This window comes from Bradyrhizobium sp. HKCCYLRH2060, from assembly GCF_051168135.1.
In the GTDB taxonomy this organism is placed as follows: domain Bacteria; phylum Pseudomonadota; class Alphaproteobacteria; order Rhizobiales; family Xanthobacteraceae; genus Bradyrhizobium.
Genome location: NZ_JBNPUK010000001.1, coordinates 615,788 through 633,642, shown reverse-complemented (window position 1 = coordinate 633,642; position 17,855 = coordinate 615,788). Strand labels below are relative to the sequence as shown.

The 17,855-nt window shown below is 66.6% G+C and carries 19 protein-coding genes and 1 tRNA gene; 14 read left to right on the top strand and 6 right to left on the bottom strand.

Annotated features, from left to right (window positions below):
- Positions 1-11: 11 nt before the first annotated feature.
- On the bottom strand, positions 12-587 hold the full coding sequence (locus tag ACQR10_RS02775) for a hypothetical protein (protein WP_434881632.1): 576 nt from the start codon (positions 585-587) through the stop codon (positions 12-14).
- A gap of 428 nt (positions 588-1,015) precedes the next feature.
- Between ACQR10_RS02775 and ACQR10_RS02770 the strand changes: the two genes are divergently transcribed.
- Positions 1,016-1,429, top strand: a complete 414-nt coding sequence (locus ACQR10_RS02770; protein ID WP_434911776.1) for a hypothetical protein — start codon at positions 1,016-1,018, stop codon at positions 1,427-1,429.
- Between the two features lie 75 nt (positions 1,430-1,504).
- On the opposite strand, the gene ACQR10_RS02765 is transcribed toward ACQR10_RS02770, so the two are convergent.
- Positions 1,505-2,548: a polysaccharide deacetylase family protein gene (locus tag ACQR10_RS02765; RefSeq protein ID WP_434911775.1), complete on the bottom strand. Its 1,044-nt coding sequence runs from the start codon at positions 2,546-2,548 to the stop codon at positions 1,505-1,507.
- Between the two features lie 326 nt (positions 2,549-2,874).
- On the opposite strand from ACQR10_RS02765, the gene ACQR10_RS02760 reads away from it, so the two are divergent.
- Together ACQR10_RS02760 and ACQR10_RS02755 are read left to right on the top strand one after the other, a co-directional pair.
- Positions 2,875-3,162 (top strand): hypothetical protein, encoded by a 288-nt coding sequence (locus ACQR10_RS02760; protein WP_434848413.1) that lies wholly within the window; start codon positions 2,875-2,877, stop codon positions 3,160-3,162.
- 115 nt (positions 3,163-3,277) lie between these two features.
- A complete protein-coding gene (locus tag ACQR10_RS02755; protein WP_315800812.1) occupies positions 3,278-3,493 on the top strand; it encodes a cysteine rich repeat-containing protein in 216 nt (71 codons plus the stop codon).
- Positions 3,494-3,567: 74 nt separating this feature from the next.
- Here the strand turns inward: ACQR10_RS02755 and ACQR10_RS02750 are convergent, their stop codons facing one another.
- On the bottom strand, positions 3,568-4,374 hold the full coding sequence (locus ACQR10_RS02750) for an oxidoreductase (RefSeq protein WP_316215467.1): 807 nt from the start codon (positions 4,372-4,374) through the stop codon (positions 3,568-3,570).
- Positions 4,375-4,479: 105 nt separating this feature from the next.
- On the opposite strand from ACQR10_RS02750, the gene ACQR10_RS02745 reads away from it, so the two are divergent.
- Positions 4,480-5,070, top strand: coding sequence for a TetR/AcrR family transcriptional regulator (locus tag ACQR10_RS02745; RefSeq protein ID WP_316215466.1), 591 nt, complete (start codon positions 4,480-4,482; stop codon positions 5,068-5,070).
- Positions 5,071-5,207: 137 nt separating this feature from the next.
- Complete coding sequence (locus tag ACQR10_RS02740; RefSeq protein ID WP_316215465.1) at positions 5,208-6,209, top strand: NADP-dependent oxidoreductase; 1,002 nt, start codon at positions 5,208-5,210, stop codon at positions 6,207-6,209.
- A 77-nt stretch (positions 6,210-6,286) separates the two neighbouring features.
- Here ACQR10_RS02740 and ACQR10_RS02735 read toward each other — a convergent pair whose 3' ends face one another.
- Entirely contained in the window at positions 6,287-7,969 is a 1,683-nt protein-coding gene (locus tag ACQR10_RS02735) for an MFS transporter (RefSeq protein ID WP_316215464.1), read from the bottom strand.
- Between the two features lie 177 nt (positions 7,970-8,146).
- Here ACQR10_RS02735 and ACQR10_RS02730 point away from each other — a divergent pair, with 177 nt between their 5' ends.
- The 6 genes from ACQR10_RS02730 to ACQR10_RS02705 all read left to right on the top strand — a co-directional run bounded on the left by ACQR10_RS02730 (position 8,147) and on the right by ACQR10_RS02705 (position 15,064).
- Positions 8,147-9,514, top strand: coding sequence for a hydrolase (locus tag ACQR10_RS02730; protein WP_316215463.1), 1,368 nt, complete (start codon positions 8,147-8,149; stop codon positions 9,512-9,514).
- Positions 9,515-9,719: 205 nt separating this feature from the next.
- Complete coding sequence (locus tag ACQR10_RS02725) at positions 9,720-11,111, top strand: cytochrome P450 (protein ID WP_316215462.1); 1,392 nt, start codon at positions 9,720-9,722, stop codon at positions 11,109-11,111.
- 64 nt (positions 11,112-11,175) lie between these two features.
- Positions 11,176-12,585, top strand: coding sequence for an adenylate/guanylate cyclase domain-containing protein (locus ACQR10_RS02720; protein WP_316215461.1), 1,410 nt, complete (start codon positions 11,176-11,178; stop codon positions 12,583-12,585).
- Between the two features lie 126 nt (positions 12,586-12,711).
- The gene (locus ACQR10_RS02715; protein WP_315800817.1) at positions 12,712-13,179 is read left to right on the top strand and encodes a TerB family tellurite resistance protein; all 468 of its coding nucleotides are present in this window, start codon (positions 12,712-12,714) and stop codon (positions 13,177-13,179) included.
- A gap of 217 nt (positions 13,180-13,396) precedes the next feature.
- Positions 13,397-14,176, top strand: a complete 780-nt coding sequence (locus ACQR10_RS02710; RefSeq protein WP_315800818.1) for an SDR family NAD(P)-dependent oxidoreductase — start codon at positions 13,397-13,399, stop codon at positions 14,174-14,176.
- Between the two features lie 81 nt (positions 14,177-14,257).
- Positions 14,258-15,064, top strand: a complete 807-nt coding sequence (locus ACQR10_RS02705; protein WP_315800819.1) for a glutamine amidotransferase — start codon at positions 14,258-14,260, stop codon at positions 15,062-15,064.
- Between the two features lie 182 nt (positions 15,065-15,246).
- Here the strand turns inward: ACQR10_RS02705 and ACQR10_RS02700 are convergent.
- A tRNA-Ala gene (locus ACQR10_RS02700) sits at positions 15,247-15,322 on the bottom strand.
- A gap of 198 nt (positions 15,323-15,520) precedes the next feature.
- Here ACQR10_RS02700 and ACQR10_RS02695 point away from each other — a divergent pair.
- The 3 genes from ACQR10_RS02695 to folD are packed head-to-tail and all read left to right on the top strand — an operon-like array spanning position 15,521 to position 17,098.
- Positions 15,521-15,811: a YggT family protein gene (locus ACQR10_RS02695; RefSeq protein WP_315716734.1), complete on the top strand. Its 291-nt coding sequence runs from the start codon at positions 15,521-15,523 to the stop codon at positions 15,809-15,811.
- Positions 15,812-15,829: 18 nt separating this feature from the next.
- Positions 15,830-16,162: a DUF167 domain-containing protein gene (locus ACQR10_RS02690; RefSeq protein ID WP_316215460.1), complete on the top strand. Its 333-nt coding sequence runs from the start codon at positions 15,830-15,832 to the stop codon at positions 16,160-16,162.
- A 51-nt stretch (positions 16,163-16,213) separates the two neighbouring features.
- Positions 16,214-17,098, top strand: coding sequence for a bifunctional methylenetetrahydrofolate dehydrogenase/methenyltetrahydrofolate cyclohydrolase FolD (gene folD, locus ACQR10_RS02685; protein ID WP_316215459.1), 885 nt, complete (start codon positions 16,214-16,216; stop codon positions 17,096-17,098).
- A 117-nt stretch (positions 17,099-17,215) separates the two neighbouring features.
- Here folD and ppa read toward each other — a convergent pair whose 3' ends face one another.
- Complete coding sequence (gene ppa, locus ACQR10_RS02680) at positions 17,216-17,752, bottom strand: inorganic diphosphatase (protein ID WP_011923519.1); 537 nt, start codon at positions 17,750-17,752, stop codon at positions 17,216-17,218.
- Between the last annotated feature and the right edge of the window lie 103 nt (positions 17,753-17,855).

The following is a 17,855-nucleotide window of genomic DNA, read 5'->3' as shown; positions in this document are numbered from 1 at the left end:
AGGCGGCTGCCTCAGGGCAGCCGCTTCTTCCACAGGCGGATGATCAGGATGCCGGCCTGGGCGTAGCCTGGCGGCGAACTTTCCGTGCCGAACGGCGTCTTCGAATACAGCGAGCTCGAGACCAGGAAGCCGCCGACATACGGCTCAGGCAAGCCCGACAGCGCCAGGAAGCAGCGGTGGGTGAGCAGGCCGTCCTCCGGCAGATTGCCGCGCACCAGCCGGCAGTCGCCGATGCCGGTGAATGCGATGCCGTTGAGCTGGCCTTCGGTGTAGGTGCCGAGCAGGGTCGGATCCATCGCCTGACCGATACAGACCCGCATCTCGCCAATGCTCTTGTCGCCGGTCTCGGTCATGCGGCCGTCAGCCGGCCGGACCCCGACGGAGCGGATCGATAGCTGGTCCTCCAGCGCCGGCGCGAAGCCGGTCTTGGTCGGCGCGCAGAAATCCGACGGCACGACACGGCCCTGGCGCACGCTCCGCGCGATGTAGATCTCCTCGACATTGTCGCCGGACTGCGCCGGGCCCTGCCCGCTGGCGGTCAGCGGCGTCACGGCCGCCAAGAACAGTGCAACGATCACCCGGCGCATGCGCGCATCCTTCCTCCGAATCGATCGCTCTCCCTATCGGATTCGGCGAATCTTCTGAACAGCACCAACGAACAGTACACATGCATACGATCATACCTCAAGACGGAGATCTCACCGGCACCATGGACCACCTCCTCGTGACGGTAATTTGGTAGCAGACGCCGAATCTGCCCGACCGCCGCGGTGCTCACCGCCCAAGCGCTGCAGCCGGTGGACTTCCGGAGGGCTCGTCCCGAGCTCCCTCGTCCTGAACGGGCATCGCCGCGGCGCTGGAAAAGGTTTCGAGAAAGATGGTGCGCCGATCCGCACTGCAGTGTGCCGGCATCCGGCTCCATTCGCGCGCGCAATGCCGAGTGTGACGGCGGTCACATCGGACCGCCACGCCGGCGCCTAAACGTTCCCGCAGTCAACAAAGGGGAGCTTACTCGATGCGCAAGATGATCCTGATCGGAGCCATGGTGCTCGCCTCCGCCACGGTCGCGCAGGCCGAGGGAACACGCAGCCTGTCGCTGTCGTCGAACGACGCCGCCGCGCCGGCGCCGCGGCCGACCTACGTCCAGCAGGCCGGCGAGGTCACCATCACCCCGGCGCCCGTTCCGGCCGTCGCGGCCCAGACCCAGCGCATCGACCCGCCCGCTGCGCCACCGGTGGCGCCAGCGGCCCCGGCCGCCGTGCCGTCGCCGCCGCAGCCCGCCGCCACCGCGGCGCCGGCACCGCAGCCGGGCTCGGTGCAGCGATCATCGCGGCGGTCGACATCGGCGCGCTCGGACCGGACGCGCCGCAACAAGTGGACCGAAGCCCGCATCGTCCGCGAGCTGCATCGCCACGGCATCTATTGGTGAGCGGCCGGCAACAGAGGACAAACGAACAAGGCCGGGCGAACGCCCGGCCTTTCGCGCGCAGAGGTCATGCAGCCATCACTGCGAGATGGTCTGGATCACGCTCGAGATCGGCCGCGCATTGGTCATCGTGGTCGGCAGCTTCGGATCCTGGCCGATCATCGCGTCATATTCCGGCAGCGTGTCGAGCGTGCCCTTCGGCTTCATCGCGACCACCTTGTAGCCGCCAGCCTTGAGTCGCCGCAGCAGCGTCGGCAGCGCCAGCGCGGTGTTCTTCTGGAAGTCGTGCATCAGGATGATGCCCTTGCCCTTCTTGTCGAGCCCGGTCATCACGGTGTTGACGACCTGGTCGGCATCCTTGGAACGGAAGTCGAAGCTGTCGACGTCGCAGGAGAACATCGCGATGTTGCGGCTGCCGAGATAGGCCACCGCCGACGGCCGGTGCTGCAGCTGCGGGAAGCGGAAGAACGGCGCCGGGTTGGTGCCGAGCGCAAATTTCACCGCGCTGAAACCCTTCTCGAGCTCCTCCTTGGCGGTCTCGTCGGTCATCTTCTTGCCGTTCAGGTTGGCGTGCGACCAGGTATGAACGCCGACGACGTGACCGGCGGCCAGCACCTGACGCAGGATCTCCGGATGATAGGTCGCGTGCTTGCCGATCGAGAAGAAGATGCCGGTGGTGCATTCGTCGGCCAGCGCCTTCAGCACCGCCGGCGTGTTGACCGGCCACGGGCCGTCATCGAAGGTCAGCACCACCTCGCGGTCGGCGAGGAAGTCGAACTGCTTGAAGTGGTCGAGGCCGAAGCCGGGGCCACCGGTGGTGTCGACCATGACGGTGCGGGAGATGCCGAGCGCGTCCAGATTGGCGCAGGTCGATCTGGGCTGCACCGGCGCCGGCACGCTTGCGGCCGTGCGCGTGGGAATGGTGCCGGTGGTCTCGACATCATCCTTCGCGCTGGCCTTGGCGGCAACGCGCGCCGGAGGCGACGCCGGCTCGGACGGCTTCGCCGCTGCGCTCTGCGCGGCGGCCTTGGCGGCGCTGGGCTTCGATACGTAGTACCAGACACCGGTGATCGCCAACGCCGCGACGACGGTGGCCAGCAGCAAGCCTAACGCATGACGCATGGTTACTCTTCCCGAAAACGCGAGACACTCGATGGCGGACGCAACGCTGTCCGCCTGCTTCGATTAGCTTCCATTAGTGCCAACGAATCCTTAACGCGGTGCCAACACGGGCAGGATCAGCCAAGATTTCCAGGATGATGCCGGCGCGAGATCGGCAGTTGACCGGAGCGACATGTCGCCGCGGCCATCGGCCTGCCGAACCTGCCGGGCAGGGTTGAGCCGCCAGATCTGGCGTGACCGGCATCACGGTTGCTCGAGCGGGATCGGACCATGATGGGCGCATTGAAAACGCGGCCCGCGAAATGCGGCGCCAATGGGAGCCAGCCATGACGAATTCGACCAATCTGCTGCGCAAGGCCGTTCTGACGGTCGTCAGCCTTGCCGCCGTCTCGACCTTGTCATCGACCGCGAGCTTCGCCTTCAGCGCCGAGGCGCAGCAGATGTGCACCGGCGACGCCTTCCGGCTGTGCAGCAGCGAGATCCCCAACATCCCGGCGATCACCGCCTGCATGATCAAGAACCGCTCGTCGCTGAGCTCCGGCTGCCGCGTCGTGCTCGACCGCGAGCTGTCCAGGCGCAACGGCAAGGTCGCCGAGGCGGGCGACGCCAATTGAGAACGCTTCCGGCTCCCGCCTGCGCGCCCCGGCTGCGACCGGGGCGCTTGCGAGGCCCGGTTGTGAGCACTAAAAGCGCCGCCAAACCTTCAATGCCGGGAGCGAGGCGCCAGTCATGAACAAACTCACACTGATCATCCCCCTGGTGCTGATCGCGTCGACCGCCTCGGCCCAGCAGCAGCCCGGTCAGGACGCGTGCGCGCGCGACGTGTCACGGCATTGCCGCGCCGTGATGAACAACGGCGACCAGGCGGTGCTGGCCTGTCTCAAGGAACACCGCGCCAAGCTGTCCAAGGCCTGCGACAAGGTGCTGACCGAGCACGGGCAGTAAGGTCCGTCCCGCAGCACGGACAGCAATTTTCGCGAACTGGTGCGGCCCGCCCGAAGGCGGTCGGAAGCGTCTGACTACGCGAGGCGGAACTGCTTGCGCAGGGTCTTGTCGAATAGTCCGGCGGTTGCGAACCGGCGCAGCAGACTGACCATGCGCGCCGCATTGCCTGCGGTGTAGCGCCGGCGCGGGACCTCATCGCTCGCCGCCTTGATGATCACCTTCACGACGACATCCGGCAGGTCGGCCTTGGGCATGACATCCCGCAGCAGCGCCGCGACAGCCGTGCGCGCCTGATCGTATTCGGCCTTCTGCTGGTCGGGCTCCATGCCGTTCTGATCGAAAATGGTGCGGACATAGGCCGGCTCGATGACGGAAACGCGGACATTGAAGGCCCGGACCTCATGGTCGAGCGATTCCGAATAGCCCTCGATCGCATGCTTGGCAGCCGAGTAATGCGCCGAGTACGGCGCCGGGATAACGCCGAGGATGGAGCCGATGTTGAGAATGCGGCCGCCGCCTTGGCGTTTCATCGTCGGCAGAACGGCATTCGTCATCCGCATGACGCCGAAAACATTGACGTCGAAGAGCGCCTGCGACTGCGGGATCGAGGACTCCTCCGCACCGCCGAACATGCCGATGCCGGCATTGTTGACGAGGAGATCGATCCTCCCCGCCCGCGAGACGACGTCCGCGACCAGCGTCGAGACGGACGCCTCGTCGGTGACGTCGCATGCCAGCATCGTGACCCCCTTGGGGCCGTCATTGGCGATTTTCCGGCTCGTTCCGAACACGGTGAAGCCCGCGTGGGCAAGACCTTCGGCGGTAGCGTAGCCGATGCCGGAGGATGCCCCGGTCACGATTGCAGTTCTTACGGCGGCCATGTGTTTTCCTCACGTAATCTCGGACTTCGCGTCAGAGACAGATTGCATTATGCTCGTTTAGTGATATTATGATCATAATGCAATAGGGATGCGGACGAAGGCGTCATGCGATACGAAAAGGGCCGAAAAGACACGTCGCGTCGCAGGATCATGGACGTCGCTGTCGAGCGCTTCCGCACGGATGGAATTGCGGGCTCCGGTCTGGCGACGATCATGAAGGATGCCGGCCTGACGAACGGCGCCTTCTATCCCCACTTCCCTTCGAAGGCCGATCTCGTCCGCGAGACGATCTCCGACTCCCTCGGCAGGCAGGCCGTATGGCTGCGCAAGGTGCTTGACGAAGGGGGACTCGATCGCTTGATCGACATCTATCTTTCCCCCGAACACCGGGACCATCCGGGACAGGGCTGCGCCTCCGCGGCGCTGTTACCGGAGCTTGCGCGGCAGCCGGAAGAGACGCGCGGCATGTATGCCAGACAGTCCCGCGCCCTCGTGATGCAGCTCGCAGAAGCACTTCCGGCCCATGTTGAAGCGAGGGAAGATGTGGCATGCGCGATCTTTGCGACCCTGATCGGGACGCTCCAGCTGGCACGCGCAGTCGACAAAGAGGCGTCGAGTGGCATCTTGCAGAGCGGAAAACTCGCGATCCGCATCTTGGCTGGCCTTCGCGCGCATCAGCTTCCTAAGCCTGAATGAACCCCCGATGCGCGCTTCGTGCGCGTTCGGATGACGTCACGCGCGGCGCCATCAGCCTCGACCACACCTGAATTTGTGCAGATCGCACGGCGGAAGCCGAACCTTGCCAGACAAGGACCACAGACCGGAGAGCCCCAGTGAAAGCCTACGTCGTCGAGAAGTACAAGAAGAAGGGCCCGCTACGGCTCGTCGAACGGCCCGATCCGCAGGTCCAGAACGCCGACGTCCTCATTCGCGTTCATGCCTCGGCCGTGAACCTGATCGACTCGAAGGTCAGGGACGGCGAGTTCAAGATCTTCCTGCCCTACCGTCCGCCCTTTGTGCTCGGTCACGACGTCGCCGGGACCGTCGTCAAGGTCGGCGATGGTGTCAGCCGCTTCAGGGTCGGCGACGAGATCTATGCCCGGCCAAGAGATCACCGCATTGGCACCTTCGCGGAATTCATCGCCATCCACCAAGACGATATCGCACTCAAGCCCCGCACACTGACGATGGAAGAGGCGTCGTCCGTGCCGCTGGTTGCGCTGACGGCGTGGCAGGCTCTGGTCGATGTCGCAAAGGTGAAGCCCGGCCAGAGGGTCTTCATTCAGGCGGGTTCCGGAGGCGTCGGTACGATCGCGATCCAGCTTGCCAAGCATCTGGGGGCGACGGTCGCGACGACGACGAGTGCGAAGAACGCCGCCCTCGTCAACAGCCTCGGCGCCGATGTGGTGATCGACTACACGACCCAGGACTTCGAGAAAGTTCTCTCGGGCTACGACGTCGTGCTGCACAGCCAGGATCCGAAGACGCTTGCGAAATCGCTGAACGTCCTGAAGCAGGGCGGCCGCCTCGTCTCGATTTCGGGGCCGCCCGACCCGGCCTTTGCCACGGCTCTCGGGCTGAACGCCGTTCTGAAGCTTGTTATCCGGCTGTTGAGCCGCAGCGTGCGCAAGAGGGCAAAGAGCCTCGGCGTTGACTATTCATTCCTGTTCATGCACGCCGATGGCCGGCAACTCGAGCAGATCGCCGGGTTGATCGATAGCGGCGCGATTCGCCCCGTCGTCGACAGGATATTCCCCTTCACCCAGACGCCCGAGGCGCTAGCCTATGTCGAGACCGGCCGTGCAAAGGGCAAGGTCGTGATCAAGGTGCAGTAGCGGGTTTCTTGATTGCAGCTGAGAGCAGCATCCTAAAGAGCGCATACCTTGCGAAGGCTACGCTTGCCCTCGCCGTTCTAAGGCCCGCTGCGGGCACCCGTCGCAACGGCGGGCGCCTGCTCGGCGGTGCGGTCGACATCCTCCTTGGCGCGGACCGAGCCGAATGGCCGCTCCAGCATGCGGCGGATGCGCACCGGGTCGGCCCCGATGTGGAAATCGATCGCGCGCTTGTGCAGCTCGCGCTCGGCGCGGGTCGAGCGGTTGCGCTGGCGCAGATAGTCGATCCAGGTCGGACAGTGATAGCGCTCGGTCCAGAGCTCGGGATCGGCGATGTCGCGCGCGATCGACCAGCCATAGGCGCCGTTGCGCTGGCGGCTGAGCTGGACGTCCTGCATCAGGTCGTGGAAGGCGCGGGCATTGTCCTCGGCAACGCGGTACTCGATCTCGACCACCAGCGGACCGGAGCGCGGCGTCAGCTCGAGCTGCACCTCGGGATCGGCCAGGGTCTCACCGTCCTCGTTGCGGGCGCCGATCGGCGGCATCCGCAGCCACAGGCCGAGCAGCGGCGACACCATCATCAGCGCTCCCGACGCCAGCAGCGCGACCTCGACGCCGGCGGCGTCGGTGAGACGTCCCCAGCCCCAACTGCCGATCGCGATGCCGCCGGAGATCGCCGCCTGGAATGCCGCGAGCGCGCGGCCCGCGACCCAGCGCGGCGCCGACAACTGCACGCCGATGTTGAACAGCGCCACCGCGAGCATCCACACCGCGCCGGCGATGACGAGCGCCGCCGCCGTCAGCACCGGCGCGGTGCTGAGCGCGACGGCCGCGGTGGCCGCGCCCAAGGTGAGCGCGCAGGTGCGGATCGCGGCCTCGCCCGACAGCCGCTTCCTGATCTCGCCGATGTTGAGCGCGCCGACCACCGCGCCCATGCCGAAGGCGCCGAGCATGATGCCGTAGGTCTGCGCGCCGCCATGCAGCAGGTCGCGCGCGACCAGCGGCATCAGCGCCGAGATCGAGCCGCCGATGATGCCGGTGACCAGCGTGCGGATCAGCACGATCCGGATCGACGGCGAATGGACGATGTAGCGGACGCCGGAGACAATGGCACGGTTGAGCGGCTCGCGCGGCAGCCGGCTCGGCTCCACCACGCGCCGCCACAGGAACAGCGCCGCGAGCAGCGGCAGATACAGCAGCGCATTGGCCGCGAACGCCGCGACCGCGCCGGCGGCCGCGACCACGACGCCGCCGATCGCAGGTCCGAAGCTGCGCGCGATGTTGTAGCTGATGCCGTTCAGCGCGACCGCGGCCGGCAGCGTCTCCGGCGGCACCTGTTCGCTGACCGAGGATTGCCAGGCCGGCCCCATCAGCGCCATGCCGCTGCCGATGACGAAGCACAGCGCCAGCAGGCGCTCGGGCGTCACCAGCCCGTACCATGCCAGCACCGTCAGGGTGGTGGCGCCGCCGAGCGCCACCGCGAGCGCGACCAGCGCGACGATGCGCCGGTCGTACATGTCGGCGATCGCGCCGGCGGGCATCGAGATGAACATCACCGGCAGCATCAGGGCGGTCTGCACCAGCGCCACCTTGTCGGCCGACGACGTCATCTGCGTCATCGCCCAGGCGGCGCCGACCGCCTGGATCAGCAGGCCCAGGTTCGACAGCAGGCTCGCCAGCCAGATGCGGCGGAACACCGCGTGCCGGAGCGGCGCGGCGATGCTCTCGGCCGCGAACAGCTCACGTTTCTGCGGCGCATTCATGCGGGTCCGTCCACGTCGCCAGGTCGCCTCCGATAAGATCGCATCGAACTATCGCTTGATTCCGGCCGGATCTATGTGATGCCTGCGAATGTCTGCCGCTGTCCAGTGCCCAGAGCGCTCGCATCAGGGACCGCGGCCAACGAACACGACATGAACAAGACCAGAGGGAGACCGCCGATGAATCTGACGCGCCGCACCATTTTGAAGAGCATGGGAACCTTGCCCCTGCTCACGAGCGGCCTGACCTTACCAGCGCGCGCGCAAACGGCGGCAGCCGCGGCCGGCGAGATGCCGCCTGTGCTGTTCGTCCACGGCAATGGCGATCACGCGGCGCTATGGATGACCACGCTGTGGCGGATGGAATCCGACGGCGTGCCGCGCACGCGCCTCGCTGCGCTGGACTTCACCGACCCGCTGGCGCGCAACGACGATTCCGTGGCGCAGCCGAGCCGCTCGTCGACCGAGGATCAGCGCCGCGAGCTGACCGAAGCGATCAAGGCCCTCAAGGAGCGCACGGGCGCGGCGCGCATCGCATTGGTCGGCAGCTCGCGCGGCGGCAACGCGATCCGCAACGTGGTGAAGAACGGCGGCGGCGCCGATGTCAGCCATGCCGTGCTGTGCGGCACGCCCAATCATGGCGTGTTCGATTGGGAGGACAGTCCCGGCAGCGAGTTCAACGGCCGCGGCCCGTTCCTGCGCGGACTGAATGCCGGCGACAGCGAGGTGACCGAGGGCACCGCCTTCCTGACGCTGCGCAGCGATGGCCTCGACAAATATGCCCAGGCTGACGGCCGCCTGGTCGGCAAGCCCGGTGTCCCCACCGGCATCACGGCCGAGGGGCCGGCACTGAAGGGCGCGACCAATCTCGTGATCGGCGCGCTCGACCATCGCGAGGTGGCGTTCCACCCGCGCGCGTTCCGCGAGATCTACAAATTCATCGCCGGCCGTGAGCCGACGCAGATCGCGATCCAGCCCGAGCCGCAGGTGCGGATCAGCGGCCTGGTGACGGCAACGCCGGGCGGCGCGCCGACCAATCGCCCGGTGGCGGGCGCAAGCGTGGAGGTCTATCGCGTCTCGAGCGAGACCGGCGCACGCAATGGCGAGCCGGTGTATCGCGGCCAGACCGGCGCCGACGGACGCTGGGGTCCCGCGGAGGTCGATCCGACGTCCTATCTCGAGATCGTGCTGACTTCGCCGGGCGCGCCGATCACGCATTTCTACCGCTCGCCATTCCCGCGTTCGTCCGACGTCGTGCATCTGCGCGCGGCGCGGCCGCTCGGCAAGGCCGATGCCGGCGCTGGAGCGATCCTCATCATGATCAGGCCGCGCGGCTATTTCGGCCTGCCCCGCGACATCGTGCTGCTCGACGGCAAGGAACCTGCCGACATACAGAAGGGAATACCGACCGATGCCGCAACGACATTGCGGCTGCCGGCGGGCGACGTCGGACGCAGCGTCACCGGACTGTTCAACGAGGAACGCATCGCCGCCCGTCTTTGGCCAGCATCGGAGAGCAGGATTGCAATGATCGAGCTGACTAATTAGTTGCCGGAGTATGATGGTACATCACATCCTCGAAGAGCGCGGAATCGCGCTCTCCCTCTCGCGTTGCGAGCGAGATGACAGCGTTACCTCTGGCAGAAGACCGTCCTTGCGCGGCGGCCCGGCGCGGCCTGCAGCCGGGGGCTCGGTTGGTCGCAATGCAGCCGATCGATGGTTCCAGGCTCGTGACAGCGTCGAGAGGCCGTGAATGAGTACCGCCGACGTCCATTATCTGCCGCAGGCACGATTGCCGCTGATACCGCCAACACCGCCGCGGGCGCCGGACAGCATGGGCGCGCTGCGCCGCGTGCTGATGATGGGCGACAACGCGATCGCGACCTGGAGCCAGCGCGCCTATGAGGACGACATCATTCGCGGCCGCTTCTTCGGCAGCTCCAGCTACATTCTCAATACGCCCGATACGATCAAGCATGTGCTGGTCGACAATTGGGAGAACTACGGCCGCACCGTCGGCGCCATCCGCGTGCTGCGTCCGGTGCTCGGCGAGGGGCTGCTGATCGCCGAAGGCAAGGCGTGGAAGCACCAGCGCCGGACGCTCGCGCCGGCTTTCACGCCGCGCGCCGTTTCCGGCCTCATCCCGCACATGGTCGCGGTGAGCGACGAGACCGTCGCCAGGCTGAGGCAGCAGTGCGGGCAGCCGCTCGACCTGCGCGAGATCATGCAGCGCATGACGCTCGACATCGCCGGCCGCACGATGTTCTCGTTCGAGATGGGCCGCCACGGCGCCACCCTGCGCGATTTCGTCTACGAATATGGCGCGCGGCTGGCCAGCCCGCATCTGCTCGACATCGTGCTGCCGCTGTCCTGGCCGACACCGCGCGATGTCGCGCGCCGGCGGTTCCGCAAGCGCTGGACCGCCTTCGTCGCCATGCTGATGGCGGAGCGCCGCGCCGCCGGCAAGCTGGAGGACGCGCCGCCGCGCGACCTGTTCGACCTGATGGGCGCGGCACGCGATCCCGAGACCGGCGCGGCGTTCACCGACGCACAACTCGCCGACGAGGTCGCGACCATGATCCTCGCCGGCCATGAGACCACGGCAACGGCACTGTTCTGGGCGCTGTATCTGATCGCGCTCGATCCAGCCAATCAGGACAGGCTGGCGCAGGAGGCGCGCGCCGCGACCGATCTCAGCGACCCCGATCAACTGCCGTTCACGCGCGCCGTGCTGGACGAGACATTGCGGCTCTATCCGCCCGCGTTCCTGATCGCGCGCGCGGCCAGCGGCCCGGACCGGATCGCCGCGTTCCCCGTGAAGCGCGGCGACGTCGTGCTGATCTCGCCGTGGCTGCTGCACCGGCACGAGAAGCTGTGGGATGCCCCCAACGCCTTCAAGCCCGAGCGATTCGTGCCGGGCGCGCCGCCGCCGGAGCGCTTCGCCTATCTGCCGTTCGGGGCCGGCGCGCGGGTCTGCATCGGGGCGCATTTCGCGCTCGTCGAAGCCGTGCTGGCGCTGGCGCGGCTGGTCGGCGCCTTCAGGATCGAGCTCGTCGACCGCGCGCCGGTGCTGCCGGTGGGCGTGGTGACGACGCAGCCGGACCGGTCGCCGCTGTTCAAGATCACGCCCAGGATGGAGGTCTGACCGCCACGCGGCAGCCACGCTCGGCACTTGCTTGCGGGTTTGCCAAGTCCCATCTTAGCCGGGCATGAGCGACATCCAGGCCCAGCTTTCGGTTCTGAAGCAGACCGCCCATCCGGCCGTCGCCGACGCGATCATACGGCTGATCGAGTCGGGCGAAGATCACGAGCTCAACCGTATCAACGCCCTCGAGTTCTCCGCGCGCGCAGGTCTCGACGAGGAGCAGGTCATCTCCGGCTTCCTCCATGCGGCACGGATCGGCTTGTTCGATCTCACCTGGAACGTCCTGTGTCCCGGCTGCAGCGGCGTGCTCGATGCGCACGCCACGCTGAAATCCCTCCGCCATGACGATTACCATTGCGGATTATGCGCGTGCGGCTACGAGCCCTCCGTCGACGAGCAGGTCGAGGTTGCCTTCACCGTGACCTCCAAGGTCAGGCGCATCGCAGCCCACGATCCCAACACGCTGACGCTCTGGGAGTATTACAAGCAGATCTTCTGGAGCTCCGGCATCGACCTCGACCGGGAGTCCTTTGCTTCGCTGAGCGAGCAAGTGATCCTCGATGCCCTCGAGCTGCCGGCCGGCGAGAAGGCGGTGCTATCGCTGCAGCTCCCGTCGGATTTCATCATCATCTTCGAGCCGGTGACGCATTCTGCGCATTTCATCGACGTTCAGGGCGAGCCGACCAGGGAGCGCCAGCAACTCGGGCTGCTGTTCAACAAGACGCATCCTCCGACCGGTTCGGTCACCTTGCGTCCAGGCCCGCTGCGGCTGGCGCTCGACAATCAGGCCGGCGTACGGACGCTGCCGACGGTGTTCATCGCCGGCGATGCGCTCCACCATCTCCTCGGCAAGCGCCGGCCGTTCCTGACCGCCAAGCGCATCCTGTCCAACCAGACCTTCCGCGACGTGTTCAAGGCCGACAATCTCAACATCGACCAGCGGCTGAAGATCACCTCGCTGACCTTCCTGTTCACCGACCTCAAGAGCTCGACCGCGCTGTACGAACGCGTCGGCGACCTCGCGGCGTTCGACCTGGTGCGCGCCCATTTCCGCGCGCTGCTGGAGATCATCAACGCCGAGAAGGGCGCGGTGGTGAAGACGATCGGCGACGCCGTGATGGCGACCTTCATCAAGCCCGAGCATGCGCTCGCCGCGGGCCTGCGCATGCGCGCGGCGATGCAGCGGCTGAACGCCGAGCGGGGCACCGAGGACCTCGTGGTCAAGATCGGCATCCATGAGGGGCCGTGCCTCGCGGTGATGCTGAACGACCGCCAGGACTATTTCGGCCAGACCGTCAACATCGCCGCCCGCGTGCAGAGCCTGTCGACCGCGCAGGAGATCCACCTCACCGCGCCGGTGATCGAGAGCCCGGGCGTCGCCGACATCCTGCGCAGCGCAAAGATCGCGCCGATCCAGAAGCACGCGGCGCTGCGCGGCATCGCCGACCGGATGATGGTGTACGAAATCCCCTGAGGCCTTACCGAAATGTCATGCGCTGCGCAGGCCGCGGCGGATTGCCGGCGGCGCGTGGCATTTGCATATAATGAGCAGTTGCCGACCGGCTTGCGGCCGCCAAGGGATCCAACAGCGAAGGACGCCATGCTCGAAGGACTGCGCCAATTCATCGCCGACGTGGTTTCGCCGCACGAAACCCCGGCCTTCGACGACAACGGCTATCAGCTGGCGGCAACCGCGCTGCTGATCCACGTGATCTCGCTGGACGGCGAGCCGAGCGAGATCGAGCGGCGCAAGCTGCACGGCCTGATCGAGCTGCGCTTCGGGCTCGACCACGGCTCCGCCGACCGGCTGATCGCCCAGGCCATGCTGGCCGAGGGCGAAGCGGTCGATCTCTATCGCTTCACCAGCGTGATCATGCGCGAGGTCGATGAAGCCGGCCGCCTGCGCATCGTCGAGATGATGTGGGAGCTGGTGTTCGCCGACGGCAAGGTGACCGAGTTCGAGGACAATGTGGTCTGGCGCGCCTCGGAGCTGCTCGGCATCTCCACGCATGACCGCATCGACATCAAGCACCGGGTCGCGGCGCGCAAGTCCGGCGCTCCCGCGTGAACCGCTCTGTCTCGGCCGGAACCGGCGTGATCCGGAGATGAACAAACTTTAATTTTGTTCCGGACCTCGCCCCTGCATGTAAACCTATGTGAATCCGAAACTATTACTGCAATCTGGTGCAGGACTGCCGATCGCGGCGTCTTGCATGTTCCCGTCCGCCTATGCTCTCGTCCGCCGCTATTGGATGATGTGTGGATTGTGATCGAAGAGCAGGATTGTGGGTGAACGTGTCACGCTGGTAACGGGTGCGTCGGCCGGGATCGGCAGCGAATTGGCGCGCGTGTTTGCCGCGAACGGGCACCGGCTCGCATTGACGGCCCGGCGCGAAGACCGGCTCGCCGCGCTGGCGCAGGAGATCGCGGCCAAAGGCGGCCCGGCGCCGCTGGTGATCCCCTGTGATCTCACCTCCGCCGACGCCGGGGCGACCATCGAGGCCGCGCTGGCCGCCGCCGGCGTGGAGCTGGAATATCTGGTCAACAATGCCGGCTTCGGCCTGTTCGGCAAGGCGGTGCAGCTCGACCGCGCCGAGCAGCTGGACATGATCTCGGTGAATGTCCGCGCCCTGACCGAGCTGTCGCTGCGCTTTTCCGAGCAGTTGATCCGCAACAAGGGCGGCATTCTCAATCTGGGCTCGGTGGCCGGGTTCCTGCCGGGGCCCGGCATGGCGGTCTATTACGCCTCCAAGGCCTATGTGATCTCGTTCACCGAGGCGCTGCGCAAGGAGATGGCGCCGCATGGCGTCCGGGTCACCGTGCTGTGCCCCGGTCCGGTGCCGTCGGAATTCCAGGATCGCGCCGGGTTCAAACCGGGCGTGGATTCGGTGATCCTCAACGTCTCGCCCAAGGCGGTGGCAGAGGCCGGCTACCGCGGCCTGATGGCCGACAAGCGCGTGGTGCTGCCCGGGCTCGGCATCAAGATCGTACCGTTCCTGCTGCGCTGGTTCCCGCGGGGCTTCATCCTCGATGCGGTCGGGCGGCTGCAATTGAAGCGGAGCTGATCGCGCTGGCCCGGCCCATTGCTTTGCAATGTGCGCTCGCTCACGCGCCGTTAACCTTTGCTTAGCTATGATCGCCAGGTGATGCTCAGGCAAGACCCTTCGTTCCATCCGAACGGGCCCCAGGCGGACGTTCGGCAGCTCCATCCGAAGCCGGCCATGGCGGCTGCGCCGCATCGGCCGGTCCTCATCATCCTGCACCAGGAAACCTCGAGCCCCGGCCGGGTCGGCAATGCGCTGCGCGCCCGCGGCTATCCGCTCGACATCCGCCGGCCGCGGTTCGGCGATCCGCTGCCGGAGACGCTCGATGGGCATTCGGGTGCCGTTATTTTCGGCGGTCCGATGAGCGCGAACGACCCGGACGATTTCGTCCGCCGCGAGATCGACTGGATCGAGGTGCCGCTGCGGGAGCAGCGTCCGTTTCTCGGGATCTGCCTGGGCGCGCAGATGCTGGCGATCCAGCTCGGCGCCGAGGTGGCGCCGCATCCGCAGGGGCGCGCCGAGATCGGCTATTATCCGATTCGCCCGACCCGGGCCGGACGCAAGCTGTGCCCGCATTGGCCCGACCATGTCTATCATTGGCACCGCGAAGGCTTCGACCTGCCCGACGGCGCCGAGCTGCTCGCCGAGGGCGGCGATTTTCCGGTCCAGGCCTATCAATACCAGAACGCCACTGGGCTGCAGTTCCACCCCGACGTGACCTACGCGATGATGTGCCGCTGGACCACCCGCGGCCATGCCCGGCTGGACACGCCCGGCGCCCGCCTGCGCCACCATCATTTCGAGGGCCGTGCCGTGCATGACGCCGCCGAGCGGGCCTGGCTGGCGCATTTTCTGGATGGCTGGCTGGCACGCGAGCCGGTGGCAGCGATGGCGGAGGCTGCGGAGTAGGACCGGTGATTTGAGCGGATTGGCTTGGGCGATGCTGAAACAGCCCGGCTTCGCCCTTCAGGCTACTTGCGCGGCTGCGGACGACGGCCCGCCGCCGCCCTTCGGGCTATGGCGCGGCAACCTTCGCTATCGAATTGTCGAAATCGGCTTGCCGAGCCGAAGCTCGCGAAGCGAGCGAAGGTTGGTGGAGCCAGGCGGGATCGAACCGCCGACCTCGTCATTGCGAACGACGCGCTCTCCCAGCTGAGCTATGGCCCCGTAACACGACCGCTTCGATGTTGGGAAAAGGCGGCCGGCAGATCGGGCGCCATTTACAGTGGGTGCCGAGGTCAAGTCAAGAACGGTCACATCACCCGTTAGCCTTGACGGGCAGCTTCCCTTGTTTGCGCCGGGGGGAACCGATATCTAGCGGTCGTCACAGGTCGAATTCGCGACCTCGCCCCCGAGTGGACCCGCATGCGTGCCGTTCTCGACATCGTTCTGATCGTTCTCGACCTCTATGTCTGGCTGCTGATCGCCTCGGCGATTCTGTCGTGGCTGATCGCGTTCAACGTCGTCAACACGCGCAATCAGTTCGTCTCCGCCGTGGCCGAGTTCCTGTACCGAATCACCGAGCCGGTGCTGGCGCCGATCCGCCGCATGCTGCCCAATCTCGGCGGCCTCGACATCTCGCCGATCATCCTGATCCTCATCATCATGCTGATCCAGCGCGTGATCACCTACTACATCTATCCATTCGTGTTCTGATCGGCCTGGCCGCCCGCCATGGAGCCCTGGCGCGCCGCCGCTGACGGTCTCACCGTCGCGCTGCGCGTCACGCCGCGCGGCGGCCGCGACGCGATTGACGGCGTCGAAACGCTGTCCGACGGCCGCAGCGTGCTCAAGGTCCGCGTCCGGGCCATCGCCGATGGCGGCGAGGCGAATCGCGCGGTGACCGAGCTGCTCGCCAAGGCGATCGGCGTCACCAAGGCCTCGGTGCGAATCACCTCGGGCACCACCTCGCGGCTGAAGCAGGTTGCCATCGATGGCGATCCCGCCCGGCTCGATCAGGCCTTGCGCGACCTCATTGCAGCCCATAAGCCGACCGGGAAATCCTAGAGCGGGCCGCGCTCGTGCGACCAGCGGCGAACGACGAGGCAGAGAGCAGACATGACGGCGCGCATCATCGATGGAAAAGTGATTGCGGCGGATCTGCGCGCGCAAGTCGCCCGTGAGGTCGAGCGGGTCAAGCGCGAACATGGCCTGACGCCAGGGCTGGCCGTGGTGCTGGTCGGCAACGACCCGGCGTCCGAGGTCTATGTCCGCAGCAAGCACACCCAGACCCAGGCGGCCGGCATGGCCTCGTTCGAGCACAGACTGCCGGCCGACGTGTCGCAGGACGCGCTGCTGGCCTTGATCGGCAAGCTCAACCGCGATCCCGCCGTGCACGGCATCCTGGTGCAGCTGCCGCTGCCGAAGGGGCTGGAGAGCGAGGTCGTGATCAATGCGATCGATCCGGCGAAGGACGTCGACGGGCTGCATCCGCACAATGCCGGCCGCCTCGCCGGCGGGCAGCCGGCGCTGGCGCCATGCACGCCGCTCGGCTGCATCATCCTCAGCAAGACCATTCACGCCTCGCTGGAGGGCCTGAACGCGATCGTGATCGGCCGCTCCAACCTGGTCGGCCGTCCGCTGGTGCAGTTGCTGCTCAACGAGAACGCCACGGTGACCATCGCGCATTCCCGTTCGCGCGACCTGCCGGCGCTGACCGCGCGCGCCGATCTGGTCTACGCCGCCGTCGGCCGCCCGGAGATGGTGAAGCGCGACTGGATCAAGCCGGGCGCGACCGTGATCGACGTCGGCATCAACCGCATCCCGACGGCCGAGGGCAAGACGCGGCTGGTCGGCGATGTCGCCTATGCAGAGGTGTCGGAGGTCGCCGGCGCGATCACGCCGGTGCCGGGCGGCGTCGGCCAGATGACCGTGGCCTGCCTGCTGGTGAACACGCTGCGCGCCGCCTGCGCCATTGCCGGGCTGCCGAAGCCGGCGGTTTAGCGAGCGTCATTCCCCGGGCAGCCGCAAAGCGGCTGAACCCGGACTTTCGAGATTCCGGGTCTGCGCTTCGCGCATCCCGGAATGACGTTGTGAGCGTTGAAGCCAACGCTCCCACGGTCACTTCTTCGCGGCCTTGGCGCGGGCAATGCCCTCGGCGATCAGCTGGTGGGCGTCGTCGGCATTGCCCCAGCGCAGCACCTTGACCCATTTGCCGGGCTCGAGATCCTTGTAGTGCTCGTAGAAGTGCTGGATCTGCTGCAGCGTGATGTCGGGCAGGTCGCTGTAGGTGCGGACCTTGTCGTAGCGCTGGGTCAGCTTCGAGGACGGCACCGCGATGATCTTCTCGTCGCCGCCGGCCTCGTCCTCCATCAGCAGCACGCCGACCGGGCGCACGCTCATCACCGCGCCCGGCACGATCGCGCGGGTGTTGGCCACCAGCACGTCGCAAGGGTCGCCGTCGTTCGACAGCGTGTGCGGGATGAAGCCGTAATTGCCGGGGTAGCGCATCGCCGTATAGAGGAAGCGGTCGACGAACAGCGTGCCGGCTTCCTTGTCGAGCTCGTACTTGATCGGCTCACCGCCGACCGGCACTTCGATGACGACGTTGACCTCGCGCGGCGGATCTTTCCCGATCGGGATGGCGTCGATGCGCATGGATGCTCCGTAGAACTTGAACGTTTCAGGGTCGGACGCCCGAGGAATGAGCGCTGGCATTCGCAGTCGCAAAAAAATCGCGGCTGCGCAACAGCTACCTCAA